The organism is Bacillus sp. 2D03, from assembly GCF_003946765.1.
Lineage (GTDB): Bacteria > Bacillota > Bacilli > Bacillales > Bacillaceae_G > Bacillus_A > Bacillus_A cereus.
In genome coordinates this window covers 259293-279334 of record NZ_RPSJ01000004.1, presented here as the reverse complement: position 1 = coordinate 279334, position 20042 = coordinate 259293, and the positions used below count along the sequence as shown (strand labels likewise).

Sequence of the window (20042 nt, the reverse complement as noted above, 5' to 3'; positions counted from 1 at the left end):
GACCGAAGAAAAGTACCAAGAAAATCTGGTTAAATGGTCACTTGTGTAGTGACCATTTTGCTATTTGAAGGAGGCTGGGAGATTACAAGTGTTGAGTTTAGTAATGAAGATCTTAAGAAAACCGAAAATAGAAGATATCGTATGTAACATACAAAATAATGAAGAAGATAAAGAAGCGTTTATCGTACAGTATCAGCCTTTTATTAGAAAATCAATCTCATCTGTCTGCCGCCGATATATTACAGAACAGGATGATGAATATAGCATTGGATTGTTTGCGTTTAACGAAGCAATTGAAAAGTATTCCTATACAAAAGGAAAATCTTTTTTAGCGTTTGCTGATCTTCTTATAAAAAGAGATGTAATTGACTATATACGTAAGGAGTCTAAACATAACTTTGTCTTTTTAAAAGAAGATGAGCAAGAGGAAATGTTAGAAATGCAAGTGTCGCTTACGGAGTATATGAAAGAGATGGAAAATAGTAACCGTAAGGAGGAAATTCTTCATTTTCAAAGTGTGCTAGCTGAGTTTAAAATCACATTCTCAGAGCTTGCTAAAGAATCTCCTAAGCATCGTGATACGCGTGAGCACTTAATAGAAATTGTGAAAATTATTATAAAAGAAGAGGAAATGATGGAAGAGCTGTTCCGAAAGAAAAAGTTACCACTTAAACATATTGAACCGCGTGTTAGGGTAAGTCGCAAAACATTGGAGCGTCATAGAAAATATATCATTGCAATGTGTATTATCTTTGCAAACAACTATACATACATTCTTGATTATATAAAGGGGGGAAAGCATGATGAATAAAGGAATTGTGATGGATATAAAAAAGCATAGCGTAGTTGTTTTAACACCAAATGGAGAGTTTATTACGTGTAAAAGAAAAGGGGATTCTTGCATAATCGGGGAGGAAATCTCATTTGATGAGCAAGAACAAAAAGTATCGTATTTTTCGATCCCTTCCTTTTTAAAGCCTGCATCAATACTTGTTGCTTGTTTTCTATTTGCAGTGCTGTTTTTCTACAACCAACCAGAAGAAAAAGTATTTGCTTACGTCTCAGTTGATATAAATCCAAGTTTAGAGGTGAGCGTAACAAAGGATTTTCGTGTTATAGATTTGCAGGCTTGTAATGATGATGGAAGGCGTATTTTAAAAGAATTGAAGCAATGGGAAAATAAACAATTGCAAGAAGTAATACGTACTATTATAAAGCAAAGTCAAGAGGATAAGTATTTAACGAATGATAAGCAAGTTATGCTAACAACAGTTGCAAAGGACAAGGCACTAGAACCACTTTTGGAAAAGGAAATGAAAGAATTAAAGAAAGAATATGAGCTAAAACATATTACAGTTGAATATCAAAGTAGCACAATGCAAGTAAGAGAGAATGCTAGAAAAGCTGGAATTGGCACAGGTGTCTATATAAAGCAAGAGAATGAGAAGAACAAATCACTTACGCCTCCTGCCACCCCGTCTAATCCGGTGGAAAACGAAGAAGAGGTGCAATCACAGCCGGAGTCATCTCATGATACATCACTGGATTTGTCTCCTGTAAAAGAAAAAAAATATGAAAAGCAAGAGCAGAAAGAACAAAAGAAAACAGAGGAACAGCCATCCAAGCAAATAAAAGAAAACAATGGAAGAGGATCTCAGCAAGAAAATAGAGAGAATCAACAAGAGAATAACAGTAGAGAAGCTCAACAAGGAAATAATGGGAATCAGCAAGTGAACAACGGAAGAGGATCTCAACAAGGGAATAATGGAAATGGGCAAGTGAACAACGGAAGAGGATCTCAACAAGGGAATAATGGAAATGGGCAAGTGAACAACGGAAGAGGATCTCAACAAGGGAATAATGGAAATGAGCAAGTGAACAACGGAAGAGGATCTCAACAAGGGAATAATGGAAATGAGCAAGGGAACAATGGAAGAGGGTCTCAACAAGGGAATAATGGAAATGGGCAAGGGAACAATGGAAGAAATCCTCAACAAGGAAATAATGGGAATCAGCAAGGGAACAATGGAAGAGGATCCCAGAAAGAAAATGACGGAAACGAGCAAGGGAACAATGGTAGGGGGTCTCAACAAGAAAATAGAGGCCACCAGCAAGGGAATGAAAAGAAGAATCAATAGAATATGGAAGTGAGAGATTCATTTCAAAGCTAAAAGGATTTATTCCGCTATTTGCTGGGCAGCCCGATTGGTGAGGGCTGATGATTAGTGGGGGATGAACAAAACCCCCACTGATTAAAGTTGCACTTTATTATTCTATAGTTTTATTAAGAAGGAGTATGTGAAAAATATAATGGAGAAAAACATTCAACAAGAGAAAGATAAAGAAAAACCCGTTTTTTATGATCCGAAAGGAAGGAGAAACATAGCCTTTATTTGGTTTCTATGTATCTCAATAGTTAGTGTAAGTGTTGTATTTTATTTTTTCTTTCAAAGTATTTTTTCAACACCAGAAATTCCAAATATGAATACCGCTGTACAACAAGATACGAAACTGGTACCAATTAATCAAAAACTTAGTGATCAGCAGTTAAAGGAGGAAGCATTTAACCCAAATACCGAAACGAAGGATAATAAAAATTTGGTGAATCCGCCGAAGGATAGTAAACATCCTAAAGAAGTGTATGGTTTTTATGTAAACTGGGATGAAAATAGTACCGCTTCTTTAAAAGAACATATCGATTCATTAACCACGTTAGTACCAGAATGGTATCATTTAAAAGAAGATTTAACGATTAGAAGTGAGATAAAACCTGAGATTGTAAAACTAGCAAAAAAAAATCATGTGAAGATTATGCCGTTACTTACTAACTATACAGAAAAAGCTTCTGGCCCTGATAGTGAGCTTATCCATAAGTTACTGAATTCGCCGAATGATGTGAAGACGAAATTTATTAATAATTTAGTAAGCGAAGTTAAAAAGAGTCAGTTTTCAGGTATTAATATTGACTTTGAGTCCGTACCTGAAAGTGATAAAGAAAACTTAACAAATTTTATGAAAGAACTTACTACGGCCTTTCATAAACATGATTTGCTCGTCACACAAGATGTTCCAGCTAATGATAAGGCTTTTGATTATAGTGCATTAGGAAAAATAATAGATCGTATGATTGTAATGATGTACGATGAGCACTATGGAGCCGGGGAACCAGGACCAATTGCTTCAAATAAATGGTTCCAACATACATTAAAAGAACTGAATATTCCGTCTGATAAACTTATAGTTGCTTTCGGTAACTATGGATACGATTGGGAAGTAAATAGTAAAGAAGCTGCGAAGTCTTTGACTTTCTCAGAAGTTATGGCAATGGCTCATGATTCAAATATAAAAATTCAATGGGATAAGATGAGTGGAAATCCGTATTTTAGATATAAAACAGGAGAGAAAGAACATACTGCTTGGTTCTTAGACGGTGTTACTCTTTATAATCAAGTGAAAATCGCAATGGACAATAATGCAAAGGGGTTTGCGCTATGGAGATTAGGAGCAGAAGATCCTACAATATGGAAAGTTTTAAAAAATCCTATTGAGGTACAAAAAAATCCTAATGTATTACATAAAATCAGTAGTTTAGATGAAGTGAATTATTCTGGACAAGGTGAAATTTTACAGATTGAGAATGAAAGAAAAAATGGATTGAGAGATTTTAAAGTAGGCAAAGATGGTTATATTACAGATGAAGTATATCAATCCTTACCATCTGCATATGAAGTGCAACGATATGGAAAACCAAATGGGAAACAAGTAGTATTAACATTTGATGATGGACCAGACCCGAAATATACGCCAGAAATTTTAGATATATTAAAAGAGAATCAAATAAAAGCTGCTTTTTTTGTACTTGGTGAAAACGCGCAACTAAATACTAGTATTGTAAAAAGAATATACGATGAAGGGCATGAAATTGGCAATCATACTTTCAAGCATCCTAACGTCGCTGATACGTCTTTACTACGAACAAAATTAGAACTTAATACGACGCAACGTTTAATTCAGGAAATAACTGGACATTCTACGGTTTTATTTAGACCGCCATATGAAGCCGATGCTAACCCAGATTCATCAAATGAAATATTGCCTATTTTGCGTGCACAAAATATGAACTATACAATGGTGGCGGAAAAAGTTGATCCTGAAGACTGGGCAACACCATCAACGAATGAATTAGTAAAGCGTGCTCTTACTCCCATTTATAAGGGAGAGGGAAATATTGTTCTTCTCCATGATGCGGGAGGGAATCGTGCCCATACGGTAGAAGCGCTTCCCATTATTATTAAAGAACTTAAAAAAAATGGATATAGTTTTGTAACAATTTCAGATTTAATGAATAAAGAACGAGATGAAATTATGCCTCCTGTTTCTTCTGAGGGGAAGCAATATTTACTTTACAATAAAGCTGTCTTTTCAGGGGCAGGATACTTTAAGCATATATTAACAACTATTTTTTATATTGCTATTGGATTAGGGATTTTTCGATTTTTATTCTTAATTTATTTTGCATGGAAGCAGAAAAGAAAAACGTTATCTCGCTATATTAATTCGTCCTATCAACCTTTTGTTAGTGTTGTCATAGCAGCATATAATGAAGAAAAGGTGATAGCCAAGACAATTCACTCAATTTTGGATAGTAATTATAGAGAATTTGAAGTTATTGTTGTGGATGACGGATCGACAGATGGTACGTCAAAAGTAATGAAAGAAACATTTTATAAACACCCTAAAGTTCGTTTCATTCAGAAAGAAAACGGCGGGAAATCATCGGCAATGAACCTAGGGTTTCAACAATCGCGAGGAGAAATAATTGTCACTTTAGATGCGGATACTATTATTGCGCAAGACGCCATTTCTCTAATGGTTAGACACTTTGAAGATCAGAATGTAGCTGCAGTTTCAGGTAATGTCAAAGTGGGGAATAGACGGAATTTGTTAACTACTTGGCAACATGTTGAGTACATTACAGGGTTTAATTTAGAACGTAGAGCTTTTGATGAGTTAAATTGTATTACAGTAGTTCCAGGAGCTATTGGGGCGTGGCGCAAAAAGAATGTAGTTGAATCTGGATATTTAAGCGAAGATACGTTAGCAGAAGATACGGATCTTACTATTACATTTTTACGTCAAGGGCATAGAATTGTATATGAAGAAAAAGCTCATGCTTTTACGGAATCACCTGAAGATGTGAAAAGTCTCATTAAACAGCGGTATCGTTGGTCATATGGTACACTTCAATGTCTTTGGAAACATCGAAAAGCGTTATGTAATCCAAAGCATAAAACATTAGGATTTATTGCACTGCCTAATATGTGGTTATTCCAATATGTGCTGCAATTCATTGCTCCTTTTGCAGATATATTAATGATTATAGGAATATTTAGTAGTAATCCGCTAAAAATTTTAGGATTTTATCTTGTATTCTTTTTAATGGATCTTCTCGCTTCTCTGTTCGCATTTAAATTAGAGGAAGAGAACCCAAAACCATTGGCATGGTTAATTTTACAACGTTTTATTTATCGTCAATTTATGACTTATGTTGTCATTAAATCTATATTCTCATCGCTTCGAGGAGTAGCGGTAGGGTGGAATAAACTAAAGAGACTGGGGAGTGTTAAACATTCCACGGAACATAAGGAGGCATCATAAAAGGGCAGACTATCTGCTCTTTTTTTCATTGGTTTTAGTTAGTTGAATGTAGAGGTGTAGTATAAAAACTGCTGCTTCTATAATGAGATTCCTATTCATCATTAATGGTGAGACATTATGTTAAGCTAATCCTTTAGTTTCGGATTAAAGTTTTTTTATATTTTTTTTCAATGACGGACACAAAAACGCATATACCTTCGAATTATATATATGGATAACATAAATATGTATATAAAAGGGGAGAAATAAGATGAAAGAAAAAAAAGAAATGTTTCAAGAAATCGCTGAGGTGTTAAAGGTATTGGCGCATCCAGTTCGTCTATCTTTAGTAAAAATAATGCTTGCAAAAGGTCCTACTAATGTAACAACAATGTATGGGGATTTACAAATGCCTCAAAGTACAATTAGTCAACATTTATCTAAATTAAAAGCTGCTAAAATGGTTACAGGTACTCGGAAAGGATTAGAAATTTATTATGAGGTAACTGACAATCGCACAAAATCAATATTAGCATGTTTAGTTTAAATGATGATTTCTATTTCAAAATAAAAAGCGCTATTCTTTTCTATGATTTTACAGAGAGAATAGCGTTTTTTATTTTTAAGGAGTATCTTTTTATATGCCTATAGAATGGAGTGAAAGGTTTATGGGTTTAAATGTACCTACTATTACCTTAGGTTCTAATGCGTCTAATAATGAAAAAATTCTCGGTTTAGGGGTGCTTCTTTATAGCTTACGTACAATTGAGATTAGAAAAAGTAGAGCGAGCGTTTAATGAGGCTGAAGTAGTGTTTATATGCGAAACTTTATAGAAATCTCATTTTTCTAATTGTATCTTTTTAGATTGATGGATGTGGGGTCACGTCCATCAATCTAAGAAAACAAGTTAGCTAAAAAATGATGAAAATAAACTTTATAGAAATAAAAAATATGAACGTAGAGGATGAAACAAAGTATATAGTGCTTTTTTAGTCATGTAATCTTTTAATCTGATGATCTTTTCCCCATTCAAACAGATTATCCATTATTTGCATTAAAGATTTTCCGTATTCACTTAGTGTGTACTCAACCTTTGGTGGAACTTCTTGATATACGGTACGATAGATAATCCCATCAGCTTCAAGTTGCCGAAGTTGTTGTGTAAGAACCTTTTGTGTAATGTTTGGGATTTCTCGTTTAATTTCATTTGTTCGCATTTTTCCATCCGACAAAATACATAAAATATGAACTTTCCATTTTCCACCGATTACATCGAGTGTTGTTGCAATTGGGCAATTATCATTTTGATTCATATAACACCTCCACAGGTACTTTAAGGTTCCTATAGCACTTTAAAGTACGTACTTTTCAATTATATGTGACTCATTCATACTAATACGTAAAGGGTTGAATAATTTATAAAGGGGATGAAAAAAGATGAAAACACTTGTAATTGTAGCACATCCTGATATTGAAAAATCAAAAATTAATAAAAGATGGATTGAAGAACTTGAGAAATATTCGGATGAAATTACGGTGCATGAATTGTATAAAGTGGCACCGAATTGGGAGTTTAATATTGAAGAAGAGCAAAAGTTATTAGTAGAACATGACAGATATATATTTCAATTTCCGCTTTACTGGTACAGCTCACCACCATTATTAAAAAAATGGTTCGATGATGTATTAACATATGGATTTGCATACGGATCTAAAGGAGATAAAGTGAAGGGGAAAGAATTTGGTGTAGCTATTTCTATAGGTGGATTAGAAAAAGACTATGAAAATAGTAGAATTACAATGGATGAGTTGACGAAACCATTCCAAGCTACATGCTTATACACAGGTATGGAATTTATACCTTCCTTTTATTTATATGGTGCAGAATATAAACTAAGTGATGAAGAGATTGATAAAAGTGCACCTGAGTATGTGCAATATGTGATGAACAAGAAGTATTCTAATATATAATGGGAAATATCCATTTACTTGTAAAGTAAATGGATATTTTATATTCTTCTTATATTCACTAAGTGTAATCTTTAGTAAATTAATAGTTAATCTGGTAAAATAAAAAACCTAACATATATAAAGGGGAGTTTTACTTGAGAACGATGCGACAATTATTACAAAAGAGAGCAATGCAATCACCAAATTTGGAAGCGCTTGTAGGGGGGAAGAAAAGATATTCGTTTCAGCAATATAATGAACGAGTAAATCAGTTTGCACATTATTTGTTATATAATGGTGTGCAAAGAGGAGATCGTATAGGAATACTATGCAAAAATAATCACCCATTTCCAAGCGTTATGATGGCAAGTTTAAAAATTGGAGCGGTATTTATTCCGCTAAATCATCAGCTGACTGTTTATGAATTAGAAACGATTGTAAAAGAAGCGAAATTAAAAGTGTTAGTTATTGATGAAGAATTTAATGAAGTGTTATTAAAGGTTGATGCTGTTAAAGAAATTCCTTATGTAATTCAAACGACAAAAGAAGACTTTGGTTCATTTGAATTAGAGTTGCAAAAACAGCCAACGACAGAACCGAACGTAGAAGTTCATGAAGAAGACGATGCCATTTACTTGTTTACATCAGGAACGACTGGACAGGCAAAAGCATGTGTAATTGGACATAAAAACTTACATCATTATTTTGCTGAAATTGCGGGACAAAGAGAAATCCCAGCAGGTGAACGCTTTTTATCTGTGCATCCATTGTTTCATATGAGTGGCGTGCTTTCTATTTTAAATTGTATTTATCATGGCGTTACGATGATCTTCTTAGCTGATTCGAGCCCTGCTCTTATTTGGGATAAGATTGAAGAAGAGAAAATTACTACGATGCTTGCTTTCCCAGCCGTTTATAGTTACATGCTTGATGAACTAAATAAAAAAGAACGTAACATTTCAACCTTTAAAGTAGCACAAAGCGGTGGTACAAAAGTGCCAGAAACACTCATTCAAAAATATATGGAAAAAGGCATATATATGGTGCAAGGCTATGGTAGTACAGAAGGTTGGGTTGTAACCTCATGGCATCCAATGATGGGAAAAGAAAAGATGTCTTCTGTAGGAAAGACCTTGAAAAATGTAGAGGTGAAAATTGTTCACCCAGAAACAGGACATGAACTAACAACAAATGAAGTTGGAGAGATTCATGTGAAAAGTCCATACATGTTTAAAGGATATTGGAATAATGAAAAGGCGACAAAGAAGGTAGTAAAAGATAACTGGTTTAACATGGGTGATGCTGGCATGATAGATGATGATGGATTCCTGCATATTATGGGAAGATATAAAGACGTTATTATACGCGGTGGTGACAATGTATATCCAGATCAAGTAGAAGATGTTATTCATGAAATACATGGTGTTTTAGAAGTTGCAGTAGTTGGAGTTCCAGATGACTTTTGGGGAGAGGTTCCAAGAGCTTACATTGTGAAGGATGGCGAAATAACATTAACAGAAGAAAGTATTATTCAGTATTGTAAGGAGAAGTTAGCAAGTTACAAAATTCCAGAAGTGGTATTCATAGATGAGTTACCGAAAAACGCTTTAGGGAAAGTGTTGAAGAGGGAATTACGAGATGCTGTTCTTGTGAAATAGAAAATTATGAAATAATGGAGAACCCAGTTATGTATAAAGCATGACTGGGTTTTTATGTATCAAAAACATAATAATTTACTAGATTTTGTATTTTGTGTAAGATAATAAAGAATATTCAATTAATAATTTGAGGGATGAAATTAAATGAAGCTAGAAGTAGAGACGGATAGACTCATTATACGTCCATTTCAAAAAGCTGATTATGAAAGTTGGTTAGATGGATTTTCTTATTGATTATAAAAATAAAGAAATGGACAAATAAGGGGAAAAGAAAATGAAGACTATAAATGTATTTCATTACGACGCATTTACGAATAAACCAAATAAGGGAAATCCAGCAGGTATTGTATTAGAAGCAGATGGATTAACGGAAGAGGAAATGCAAATTATTGCTGAAAAAGTTGGATATAACGAAACAACTTTTGTTCTTTCCTCAGAAGTAGGAGATATAAGAATGCGCTATTTTACCCCTGGTTTTGAAATGGATTTATGTGGTCATGGGACAGTAGGAACGATATATGCCTTGCGCGAAAAAGGTTTATTAGAAGAGAAAAGTAACCTTATGATTGAAACGAAGGCTGGGATTTTACCGATACAAATAGGTGTAAAAGAAAATGGAGAAACCTTTATTAAAATGAGGCAGGCAGCACCTCAGTTTAAAGAATTTACGGGTTCAAAAGAAGAATTAGCTCATAGTATCGGTTTAGAAGTAAATGATTTAGATGTAAGTTTACCGATTGTATATGGAAGTACTGGTAATTGGACAGTAATTGTACCGATTAAAAATCTAGATGCGTGTGAGAGAATGAAGCCTAACAATGAGATGTTTCCATCAGTATTAAAAGAAATACCTAACGCTTCTATTCACCCAATTTGTCTAGATACTTATGATGAACTAGCACAAATGCATGGACGTCATTTCTCATCGGCTTATGCTGGAACGATAGAAGATCCAGTGACAGGAACAGCTTCAGGTGTAATGGGGGCGTATTATGCGATGTATTTGGAAAAAGATTTTGACCATGAAATGGAGTTAATTGTTGAACAAGGACAGGAAATACATAAAGATGGTCGTGTAACGGTGTATGTAACGAAAGTTGAAGGGGATGCGAATTTACAAATTGATATTGCTGGAACAGCGGTGTATGTGAAAGAATTTGAAGTTTCAATATAAAAAAGAAAGCCCGGCATACATCCGGACTTTCATTATCTGTTCAATACTTCAATATACGAAGCATTTCCAGTTGTTCTTAAAGCAGAGCGAAAATTGTTATTTTCTAGCGTTTTAGCGACTTGTTGTAACTGCTGTGCATCATCATGATGGATAAGTAAGCTGTCAGCACCGCTTTCTTCTATATGAATGTGTTCGACATTTCCGATTGCATCATGTACAGCTTTTAAAAATTCAGGTTTCATATTGTCCTCCTATATGTATGTAACGTTGTAATTTAGTATTTCCTTATTTATGAAATATAAAAGTAAATGAAAGGAGAAATAAAAATGAATATAAAGCAGTTTAATGAACATATAACATCACTATTTGGAGAGCATCTTCATAAATATGGCGATGATGAATATGGTTTTACTTATATAAGTAAAGATGAATTTCACAAAATCGGTTACACAACAAATTTAACGTTAGAAACTATTGAAGAAGCGTATCGAAATGGAGTTGATATGATAGTTACACATCATGCGCCGTGGAGTTTTTTATTTGGTATGGAAGAGGCTTGTATTGAGAAATTGAAGCAATATGAAATGAATCATTTTTGGATTCATTTACCGTTAGATTTTGTAAAGTTTGGCACGTGTACATCGTTATTTAACGAAATTGGGATAGATACAATACTGGAATATTCAACCTATGAGGAAGAAGAACTACCGGGAATAGGAGAATATAAAGAAGCGATTCCTTTTTCAAACTTAGTTGGAAAACTTGAAGAAAAAATGGAAGAGAAAGTGAAGAGCTGGAGAAATCACGATAAACCAGTAAAACGGATTGCAATCTTAACCGGTGCAGGAAATAATACAAATTTGATTGAACGTGCATTAGAAAAAGGATGTGACACGTACATAACAGGTGAAAAAACATTATATACAGTGCAACATGCGAAATTTAAAGGAATTAATTTAATTGTAGGTAGTCATACGTTTACAGAAGTGTTTGGTATAGAAAGTTTGGCTCATAAATTACAAGACAGAGACCCTGCAATAGAAATTATTAGAGTATATGAAGAGCATTTAGAGTGATAAAATCACGTTATCATAAATGGAATATTGAAGAAAGTCATTGTAATAAAATAAAGTTGTTGTTTGTTATATCAGGGCGATTGAAAGGATTTTACTTTTGTTTGTCAAATAATAGTAAAGTTGTCTTTTGAATTAAGGAAATATTCGGAGTTGAAGGGTGAGAGAATGGACATTTCAATAATCACTGCACAACTAGTTAAGGAAAAAGTTATTTCACATTATCCAAATAGCGTAAAAGCATTAAACGGGGGAACGACAAGTACTATATATTTGTTAGATGAACAATACGTTATAAAGTTGAATGAATCGGATGTCATACGTGAAGAAGCTTATTTTCTTCAGTTTTATAAAAAGGACGAATTATTTCCAAAGCTTTTATATAAGGAACCTTTAAATCGCTATATTGTTTACTCATTCCTTGAGGGCACAACTTCTTGCAAACTAGGCCATAAACGGAGTGTTCTTAGTAAACTTGTAAAGGAAGTTATCAATAAGTATGAAGTAGCTACAGAGGTTGATGGCTGGGGATGGAAAGAAAGCCCAGTTCAATCTTGGAATGAATTTTTAACGACAAATGTGATGGAAGCTCATGAAAATGTAAGACGTTATATAAGTGAGGAAGAGTATAGAACGGTTTTTAAGTTAGCAAATAGTCCAAGTAGGGGGACTGGAATAAATGAGCCATTTTTATTGCATGGTGATCTTGGATTTCATAATTTTATATTTCAAGAGAATAAACTGCACGGTGTAATTGATCCTTTACCAGTGTTAGGAGATCCTATATATGATTTAATTTATGCGTTCTGTTCAACTCCGGAAGATTTAACAAAAGAAACGATTGGTTATGCGATGAAACAATGTGTATTTTATAAAAAAGACCGTGATTTATATGAAGAAATAGTCATAGGATTATATTTGCGTATAGATACATGTTTACGGCACCACCCGAAAGATTTAGAAGATTATTTAGCAGCTTGGCGTTATTGGATGGGTGAGGTTGAGGTGACTTTTTAGTACAAATATTTTGGGGGAGATAGTGAGATGAATGTTGCAGAAGCGAAAAAGGATTTACTGTAATTCCATTATCGGTTACAGTTGCCTATTTACTTACTTTTATAAGTTTATTAATTGAAAATAAAAAAGTAGATTATTATCAACAAAAATCAGCTTAATAAAAATATAGGGATAGGGGGAATTATGATGAAAAATTTCGTTTGTACAACGTGCGGTGTGCAGTATGCAGCGAGTGTAGAGGAACCGGTGAGTTGTCATATTTGTGATGAAGAGAGGCAATATGTGAATCCGAAAGGGCAGTCTTGGACGACTTTAGAAAATTTGCAAACAGATGATACATATAAAAATGAAATAATCAAAGAGGAAAATGGACTTTATAGTATTACGACAAAACCAGGATTTGCGATCGGTCAAACGGCATTTATAGTGAAAACAGAGTCATATCGTTTACTATGGGACTGCATTACGTATTTAGATGAAACGACAATTGCGAAAATAAAAGAGCTTGGTGGATTAGATGCAATTGCATTGTCTCATCCTCATTATTATTCAACGCAAGTAGAATGGGCAGAGACATTTGATGTACCAATTTATATACATGAAGATGATAAAGAATGGGTGATGCGCCCAAGTAGTCGTATTATTTATTGGTCTGGTGAGTCTTTACAATTAGCGGATGGGATTACTGTACATCGTCTTGGAGGACATTTTAGTGGTGGTTCTGTATTGCATTGGGAAGAAGGTAATGATGGAAAAGGGATTTTGTTAACAGGTGATATTATTCAAGTTGTAGCGGATGAGCGGTGGGTAAGTTTTATGTATAGCTATCCAAACTTAATTCCATTACCAGCGAGAAAAGTGGAAGAAATGGTGAACCGAGTGAAGCCGTTACAGTTTAATCGTTTATACAATGCTTTTCATCGAGTAGTAAAAGAAAATGCAAATGAGGCAGTTGAACGTTCTGCTGAAAGATATATAAAAGCAATAGAAGGAAAGTTGTTTCATACGTAAAAGGAGAGTAGCTTAATGAAAACGTTAGTGTGCTTTGGAGATAGTATTACAGCTGATGAAACATTTTTTGATGGAATGCCGAGATTAACACCACGTTTGCAAGAGATGTTTCCGAAGTGGAAAGTAGTGAATGCAGGTGTTCCAGGGGATAATACATTCGATGCGTTACATAGGATTGAAGAAGATGTAATATCATATAAACCAGATTTCGTAACAGTTTTTCTTGGTACGAATGATGCAGTTTCTTTTTCTCAAGTGTCATTACAAGCATATAAAGAAAACTTAGAGAAGATTGTGAACCATATTTCATCAGATAAAGTACTACTGATTAGTCCTGCACCAGTTGATGAAGAAAGACAGCGTAATAGAACAAATAGAGTGCTTGGTCAGTATGCAGACGTGGTGGAGAAAGTGGCGAGGGAAACAGGAAGTTATTTTCTAAACGTATTCGCTGAAATGATTCAAGAACGGGATTATAAAAGATTTGTAGAAAATGGTGAAAAAGATGGATTACACTTTGGACCAGAAGGCTATGAGTATGTAGCGAGGTTAATTGGTGAAAAGTTAAAAGGAATTTTATAAGGAGCAAAGCACTTAGTGTTTTGCTTTTTCTTGTTTTTTTGCAGTCTATAAACTTATTCACCGCTGTAATTTGCACAGATATTTTGTTTTTTTATATGCGTAAAAGGTTAGCTCTGTTTTAAAGTAATATAAATTTATTTTTAAAAATTTATATTTCGTAGTTGAAAATCAATAAAGGTGTAACTATAATAGTTACAGTTAGTTTGTTATTTTGAAATATACACATTGAATTACAAGAATGAAAGGAGTTTTTATGTAAATCAAAAAGTTATAAAAATCTATTAATTTTTATAATAAGATAAAAAGATTTTTGGTTCATACACATTATTAAATATGTTAATTCTAATAGAAAACTAGAGGTGGAAAGATGAAAAATTTTAAAGGTATGTTGGTATCATCACTTGCAATTACAACTTTTGCTGGGGTAGGTACGACATTTGTAACAAATACAGTACATGCTGCCAATAACGATTCTAGTAAAATACAATTTCGTTCTAATAAGAGTATAAACACAACAACTAGCTCGAGATTGCCTGTATTATCAATCAATCCTTATGATGAACCTAGATTTTCGAGACAGGGATATCTTGAAGAGGCACCTTTAGGAATTAATGCTCCTTATGCTTGGGGAATTAAAGGAGGAGATGGTCAAGGAGCAACCTTTGTAGATTTGGAAGAAGGCTGGTTATTAAATCATGAAGATTTAGTCGGTCAAAATATTGAATTTATGTCTGGAAAAATGAGTAATGATCTTTCTCACGGTACTTCAGTTCTAGGTGTTGTTTCTGCAGCTGACAATAGGATTGGGAACATTGGGATTGCACCAAAAGCAAAGGCAAAAGTAATTTCAGTGATCCGAGATAATGGGAGAATCGATGTAAGAGATGCTATTTTAAGTGCCGTAGATTCTTTACAGGCTGGAGATGTTTTATTAATAGAAGAATCCTTTAAATATGATGGATATGGAGATGACCCTTTACCAGTAGAAGTATACCCGAGTATATTTAACGCAATTCGCAAAGGTACAGATAAAGGCATTATTATTGTAGAAGCAGCTGGTAATGGTGGGATTGATTTAGATGAATTTAAAGACCGTAATGGTAAACAGATTTTAAATCGAAATAGTCCAGACTTTAAAGATTCAGGAGCTATTATAGTTGGAGCATCTACTGCAAGAGTTCCTCATAAACGTTTAGGTTTCTCTAACTATGGTAGTAGAATTGATGTATATGGTTGGGGAGAGTATGTTGATACATTAGATACATATCAAAATCAAAATAGTAAAGGGCAAAAAGTTACAGATCAGAATATAATGAATCGTTATACTTCTAACTTCCGTGGTACTTCTAGCGCTTCGCCTATAATTGCTGGGGCTGCTGTATCAATTCAAGGGATTGCTAAAGAACATTTAGGTAAGGCATATACACCAAAAGAGTTGAGGGCAATTTTAAGTAATCCTAATACAGGCACAAAGTCTAATAATCCATCATCTGATAAAATAGGGGTTTTACCAGATTTAAAAGCGATTTTGTCTAACCTTGGATTTCATAGTGATTTGACTACCAATGATCCTATGGTATTTCCAGATAACGTAGAAAAAAATGAAGGAAAAGAAAATTCAACTTTCGTATTTCCAGGTGAAGAAACAAAAAGAACAGGTGATAAAAATTCAACTGTAACCTTCCCAGAAGAAGATTTAAAACAGGAGGAAAAAGAAGAGGGATTAATTGTTTTTCCTGATTAATAAAAAAATACTACCTTCCATTTGGAGGTAGTATTTTTTATTTCTTGTCATTAACAAGCAGGCATGAAATTTGTATTTGTTTATCTTTCATAATGAACTTAACCACAAAGTCGAATGTTTGACTGTTAATTAACTTTTTCGTCTCAATCAATTACATGAATTAATCTAGAAATGCTTGCTGCAATGCTTTCAGTCCATCGCTGTATATACCATGAAACAGATTTATTGCCTCTTCATCACTAACCTCAACAGGAGTGAACGTACCAGACCACTCTACTAATGATGTGTTACTTTCAGTACCTTTTTTCACCCGGATTGTAGATAAATAATTAGTGACCGGGAACGGTGCATTCATGATTGAATACGTGTAGTAGCGTTCCTTATCATTGAATACTTCTAAGCGTTCTATAATTGTATCACCATCTGGATTAGCTAGATGACGTACACGACCGCCTTCAGTTAATTTACTACTAGGTATATAAGGTAACCAGTCTGGAAGGGAGTTGAAACCTCCTATTAATTGCCATACTTGTTCAGGTGATCCGAAAATTTCCATAGATATAGTAGTATATGCCATGTTCATTACGCTCCTTTTCATCCCGGTATTTACGGGTAAATAATCAGTAGAGAATAAATCGCCCCACTGATTAAAGTTTCACTTTATAGGTCCATAACTTATAGTGAGAATGAATTTTATCGTGGATTTTTTATTTAATATATAATTATAAATTTAAAACTATATACTTTTAATAATTAAATTATATAATAAATATAGAAACGAAAATTTATGAGCAAGGAAGTTGAAAAATATGACATTAACAATGGGCTTTATTGGATTTGGAAAGTCAGCTAACCGCTATCACTTACCTTATGTAAACACACGTAATAATATAAAAATAAAAACGATTTTTGTACGTCAAATAAATGAGAAATTAGCGGCTCCATATAAGGAAAAAGGTGTTTACTTCACTACTGATTTGGACGAATTGTTGAATGACAAGGAAATTCAAGTGGTGACGATCTGTACGCCAGCACATACGCATTATGAATTAGCAAAAAAAGTTATACTAGCTGGAAAATCAGTTATCGTTGAAAAACCATTTTGCGATACAGTGGAACATGCGAAAGAATTATTAGCTTTAGGACGAGAAAAAGGTGTAGTAGTTATGCCTTATCAAAACCGCCGTTTTGATGGTGATTTTTTAGCTGTGAAGCAAGTAATTGAACAAGGATTCCTTGGTGATATTATTGAGATTGAATCACATATTGATTATTTCCGTCCTGGTTCAATCACTCATGAAGCTCCAAAAGAAGAAGGTTCATTTTACAGTTTAGGTATTCATACGATGGACCGTATGATTTCACTATTCGGCCGTCCAGATACGGTGACATACGATATTCGTAATAATGAAATGGAAGGTGCGGTTGATAATTATTTCGATGTTGGTTTACATTACGGAAATCAGTTGAAGATTAAGCTGAAAACGAACCATGTCGTAGCAAAAGATTATCCACGCTTTATCGTTCATGGAACAAATGGATCATTTATTAAATATGGTGAAGATCAGCAGGAAAATGATTTGAAAGCGGGGATTATGCCTGAGAGTGCAGGGTTTGGTGAAGATTCACCGATGTACTATGGAGTTGCTAAATATCGTAATGCAAATGGTGACTGGATTGAAAAACAAATTAAAACGCCGCTTGGTGATTACGGTCGTTTCTATGATGCCGCGTATGAAACAATTATAAATGGTGCACCAAAACTTGTGAAAGACGAAGAAGCGGTAACGAATATAGAAATCTTAGAAAATGGATTTGCTGCCCCATCACCTTCAGTTTACAAACTTGAGGCTTTACATTTGAATGAATAGAAGAGAGTTTGCAGTATAAAGGAGGTATGAAAATGGCAAGCGAATCAACACAAGTAAAATACCTCGGCATTTATCAAAAGATTAAACAGCAAATTTTAGACGGTGAATATAAAATCAACGAAAAAATTCCGAGTAGCCCCGTCCTTGCTGAAGAATTTGGTGTTTCAGCCCTTACTATTAAGAAAGCGCTGGATCTATTAGTTAGAGATGGCTACATCATCCGCCGGCGCGGAAGTGGAACAGTGGTGCAAGATTGGCGTCAACAGGAAAAGGCACGAATGATTCAAACTTTAACGGGTACGAAAGCTGTATACGGCAGTGAGGTAGAAAGTAAAATTATCGAGTTTGCGATTGTTGGGGCTGATGAAGTAGTTGCTGAGAAATTGGGAGTTTCAATCGGTGATTTCGTCTATAAAATCATTCGCCTCCGCATCATTCACAGCATTCCGACGATTATGGAGCATACATGGATGCCAATTTCGGTTATCCCAGGTGTTGAGGCTTCTGTTTTAGAGGAGTCGATATACTCACATATTCAAAATAAACTTGGTCTTGAAGTAGGGACATCTGTTGTCAGGGTTAAAGGAATTCGCCCAGATGATAGGGAAAAGCAGTTTATGAACTTAACAAATCAGGATTTCCTAATGCGAGTTGAACAAGTAGCTTATTTAACGGATGGACGAACTTTTGAATATTCTTATGCAGATCATCTACCCGAAACCTTTGAGTTTGAAACAGTCATTACTGCAAAAAATTATAAAGAGATATAAAAATCGGTTGAGGCAAGTATTGTCTCAACTGCTCCTATTATACGTTAATAGAATGAATCCAAGACTTAACATTTGATTTATAGAACTGTAAAGTTTAAAATTACAGTATAGTTTTTAGAAGTGAGTTGTTATCGTCTGTAAAATGTAGATAAATTAAATATTCTCGAATAAATAATATTGCTTGTATTTGATTCTAAACTGTAATTTTTTTTAATACATTTCAATAACCGATGTTTAAAATGTACGTTTCATAACATTAAAGGAGTGAGTGAAATATGGTAATTCTATATACAACAGCAAGCTGTGCCTCATGCCGAAAAGCGAAAGCATGGCTTGAAGAGCATCAAATTGATTATATTGAAAAAAACATCGTATCAAATTCTATGACAGTTGATGAGCTTAAATCGATTCTTCGTTTAACTGAAGAGGGGGCTACTGAAATTATTTCAACTAGATCGAAAACTTTTCAGGACTTAAATATAAATATTGAGGAGCTCTCGCTCAATGAATTTTATACATTAATAATTGAGCATCCACTAATGTTACGTCGCCCAATTATGCTGGACGAGAAAAGATTGCAGATTGGTTTTAATGAGGAAGAAATTCGTAAATTTTTACCACGTAGCGTTCGAACGTTTTTGAACATTGAATTGCAAAAATTGGCCAATTAATAAGTAGTATTTTTAGAAAAAGTTTTTTGAAAGGAGGAAGCAGAAGATGATTGAAGTATGTGTTACAGTTAATTATAATGATAGAAATTATCAAACAAATGTTATTGTGAGTAAAGATACGATTTGGACAAAAATTAAACAGTTGGCAGAAGAACAAGTGAAGAAACAGTGGAGTGTTTAATTTTATTTTCAACTTAAAAAGCTAAATGAAGTTATCAGATATAGGTGGGACCGGATAGAATATAAGAGAATTAATTTTTTATGGCAAGAAGTATTCTATATGTTTTAATGTTCTAACCTATCTGTAATATTTATGGATACAGTTAATATATGAGAAACAATATTTTTGATCGTAGGAGGAAAATCATGAACAGCGACTTTACCTTGGCCATACACAGTTTAACTTATTTAGCTTTACAGCCAGATCGGATGTCAACAAGTAATGCTATTTCAGAAAGTGCAGGTGTACATCCAGTACGCATTCGCAAAGTACTAAGTTTGTTAAAAAAACATAAGTTTATACAATCGAAAGAGGGGACTGGTGGCGGTTTTATTTTCGCTCGCGATTTAGATGAAATTAATCTTTGGCATATTTATCAGATAACCTCTGAAGGTGCTTTGCAGCCGAAGTGTCCAGAATCAAACAATCAGTGTGTTGTAGGTTCGAACATGCGAAAAGTTCTTTTCGCTATTTTCTTAGGTGCTGAAGAGCATCTAGGTGAATACTTAAAGAATTATACAATGAAAGAAGTTGTTGACCTTATCAATCAAGAGCGTTAAGCGGCTTAATTATTATATAGCCGTGAGTTCTTAACACTTAAATGTAATGAAAAATATTACAGTATAATTGTTTTTATATCTTTTTTATCGTCACAAAAAATAT

21 protein-coding genes and 2 pseudogenes are annotated in these 20042 nt (G+C 34.0%); 20 read left to right on the top strand and 3 right to left on the bottom strand.

Annotated features, from left to right (window positions below; translation table 11 throughout):
* Positions 1-88: 88 nt before the first annotated feature.
* The 5 genes from sigI (at position 89) to EBQ15_RS31135 (ending at position 6434) form a co-directional block, all read left to right on the top strand.
* Positions 89-811, top strand: coding sequence for an RNA polymerase sigma factor SigI (gene sigI, locus EBQ15_RS11930; protein ID WP_025708828.1), 723 nt, complete (start codon positions 89-91; stop codon positions 809-811).
* A complete protein-coding gene (locus tag EBQ15_RS11925; RefSeq protein WP_115735433.1) occupies positions 801-2138 on the top strand; it encodes an anti-sigma factor domain-containing protein in 1338 nt (445 codons plus the stop codon). The genes sigI and EBQ15_RS11925 overlap by 11 nt, the downstream gene beginning before the upstream one ends.
* A gap of 172 nt (positions 2139-2310) precedes the next feature.
* The gene (locus tag EBQ15_RS11920) at positions 2311-5658 is read left to right on the top strand and encodes a trifunctional glycoside hydrolase family 18/polysaccharide deacetylase/glycosyltransferase family 2 protein (RefSeq protein WP_000414298.1); all 3348 of its coding nucleotides are present in this window, start codon (positions 2311-2313) and stop codon (positions 5656-5658) included.
* Between the two features lie 250 nt (positions 5659-5908).
* A complete protein-coding gene (locus EBQ15_RS11915; RefSeq protein WP_000660066.1) occupies positions 5909-6184 on the top strand; it encodes an ArsR/SmtB family transcription factor in 276 nt (91 codons plus the stop codon).
* Between the two features lie 94 nt (positions 6185-6278).
* A complete protein-coding gene (locus EBQ15_RS31135; RefSeq protein WP_001121202.1) occupies positions 6279-6434 on the top strand; it encodes a hypothetical protein in 156 nt (51 codons plus the stop codon).
* A gap of 193 nt (positions 6435-6627) precedes the next feature.
* On the opposite strand, the gene EBQ15_RS11910 is transcribed toward EBQ15_RS31135, so the two are convergent.
* A complete protein-coding gene (locus EBQ15_RS11910) occupies positions 6628-6951 on the bottom strand; it encodes a winged helix-turn-helix transcriptional regulator (RefSeq protein WP_001072981.1) in 324 nt (107 codons plus the stop codon).
* Between the two features lie 124 nt (positions 6952-7075).
* Between EBQ15_RS11910 and EBQ15_RS11905 the strand changes: the two genes are divergently transcribed.
* From EBQ15_RS11905 to EBQ15_RS11895, 4 genes and pseudogenes are all read left to right on the top strand, one after another.
* Positions 7076-7609 (top strand): NAD(P)H-dependent oxidoreductase, encoded by a 534-nt coding sequence (locus EBQ15_RS11905; RefSeq protein ID WP_000855232.1) that lies wholly within the window; start codon positions 7076-7078, stop codon positions 7607-7609.
* A gap of 143 nt (positions 7610-7752) precedes the next feature.
* Positions 7753-9246, top strand: a complete 1494-nt coding sequence (locus EBQ15_RS11900) for a class I adenylate-forming enzyme family protein (protein WP_002000333.1) — start codon at positions 7753-7755, stop codon at positions 9244-9246.
* 144 nt (positions 9247-9390) lie between these two features.
* Positions 9391-9474, top strand: a pseudogene (locus EBQ15_RS31450) (GNAT family N-acetyltransferase); the annotation flags it as partial.
* Between the two features lie 46 nt (positions 9475-9520).
* Entirely contained in the window at positions 9521-10420 is a 900-nt protein-coding gene (locus EBQ15_RS11895; protein WP_000849320.1) for a PhzF family phenazine biosynthesis isomerase, read from the top strand.
* A gap of 32 nt (positions 10421-10452) precedes the next feature.
* Here the strand turns inward: EBQ15_RS11895 and EBQ15_RS11890 are convergent, their stop codons facing one another.
* Positions 10453-10662, bottom strand: coding sequence for a hypothetical protein (locus EBQ15_RS11890; RefSeq protein WP_000801654.1), 210 nt, complete (start codon positions 10660-10662; stop codon positions 10453-10455).
* A gap of 84 nt (positions 10663-10746) precedes the next feature.
* On the opposite strand from EBQ15_RS11890, the gene EBQ15_RS11885 reads away from it, so the two are divergent.
* The 6 genes and pseudogenes from EBQ15_RS11885 to EBQ15_RS11865 all read left to right on the top strand — a co-directional run bounded on the left by EBQ15_RS11885 (position 10747) and on the right by EBQ15_RS11865 (position 15847).
* Positions 10747-11496 carry a Nif3-like dinuclear metal center hexameric protein gene (locus tag EBQ15_RS11885; protein ID WP_001022447.1) on the top strand — a complete coding sequence of 250 codons (750 nt, stop codon included), beginning with the start codon at positions 10747-10749 and terminating at the stop codon, positions 11494-11496.
* A 165-nt stretch (positions 11497-11661) separates the two neighbouring features.
* The gene (locus tag EBQ15_RS11880) at positions 11662-12510 is read left to right on the top strand and encodes an aminoglycoside phosphotransferase family protein (protein WP_000355249.1); all 849 of its coding nucleotides are present in this window, start codon (positions 11662-11664) and stop codon (positions 12508-12510) included.
* A gap of 41 nt (positions 12511-12551) precedes the next feature.
* A pseudogene (locus tag EBQ15_RS32025) lies at positions 12552-12668 on the top strand (DUF7010 family protein); the annotation flags it as partial.
* Between the two features lie 25 nt (positions 12669-12693).
* A complete protein-coding gene (locus EBQ15_RS11875) occupies positions 12694-13521 on the top strand; it encodes an MBL fold metallo-hydrolase (RefSeq protein ID WP_002000328.1) in 828 nt (275 codons plus the stop codon).
* Between the two features lie 15 nt (positions 13522-13536).
* A complete protein-coding gene (locus EBQ15_RS11870; protein ID WP_000855198.1) occupies positions 13537-14103 on the top strand; it encodes an SGNH/GDSL hydrolase family protein in 567 nt (188 codons plus the stop codon).
* Positions 14104-14470: 367 nt separating this feature from the next.
* Positions 14471-15847 (top strand): S8 family peptidase, encoded by a 1377-nt coding sequence (locus tag EBQ15_RS11865; RefSeq protein WP_002000327.1) that lies wholly within the window; start codon positions 14471-14473, stop codon positions 15845-15847.
* Between the two features lie 160 nt (positions 15848-16007).
* Here the strand turns inward: EBQ15_RS11865 and EBQ15_RS11860 are convergent, their stop codons facing one another.
* The gene (locus EBQ15_RS11860) at positions 16008-16424 is read right to left on the bottom strand and encodes an SRPBCC family protein (RefSeq protein ID WP_000332041.1); all 417 of its coding nucleotides are present in this window, start codon (positions 16422-16424) and stop codon (positions 16008-16010) included.
* A gap of 232 nt (positions 16425-16656) precedes the next feature.
* Here EBQ15_RS11860 and EBQ15_RS11855 point away from each other — a divergent pair, with 232 nt between their 5' ends.
* The 5 genes from EBQ15_RS11855 to saiR all read left to right on the top strand — a co-directional run bounded on the left by EBQ15_RS11855 (position 16657) and on the right by saiR (position 19939).
* Positions 16657-17718 (top strand): oxidoreductase, encoded by a 1062-nt coding sequence (locus EBQ15_RS11855; protein ID WP_000176636.1) that lies wholly within the window; start codon positions 16657-16659, stop codon positions 17716-17718.
* A 32-nt stretch (positions 17719-17750) separates the two neighbouring features.
* On the top strand, positions 17751-18488 hold the full coding sequence (locus tag EBQ15_RS11850; RefSeq protein WP_000135693.1) for a GntR family transcriptional regulator: 738 nt from the start codon (positions 17751-17753) through the stop codon (positions 18486-18488).
* Positions 18489-18763: 275 nt separating this feature from the next.
* Positions 18764-19159 (top strand): transcriptional regulator SpxA, encoded by a 396-nt coding sequence (gene spxA, locus EBQ15_RS11845; protein ID WP_000236190.1) that lies wholly within the window; start codon positions 18764-18766, stop codon positions 19157-19159.
* 46 nt (positions 19160-19205) lie between these two features.
* Positions 19206-19340: a BA3454 family stress response protein gene (locus tag EBQ15_RS11840; protein WP_000573532.1), complete on the top strand. Its 135-nt coding sequence runs from the start codon at positions 19206-19208 to the stop codon at positions 19338-19340.
* A 185-nt stretch (positions 19341-19525) separates the two neighbouring features.
* Complete coding sequence (gene saiR, locus EBQ15_RS11835) at positions 19526-19939, top strand: Rrf2-family transcriptional regulator SaiR (RefSeq protein WP_001083465.1); 414 nt, start codon at positions 19526-19528, stop codon at positions 19937-19939.
* Positions 19940-20042: the final 103 nt, after the last annotated feature.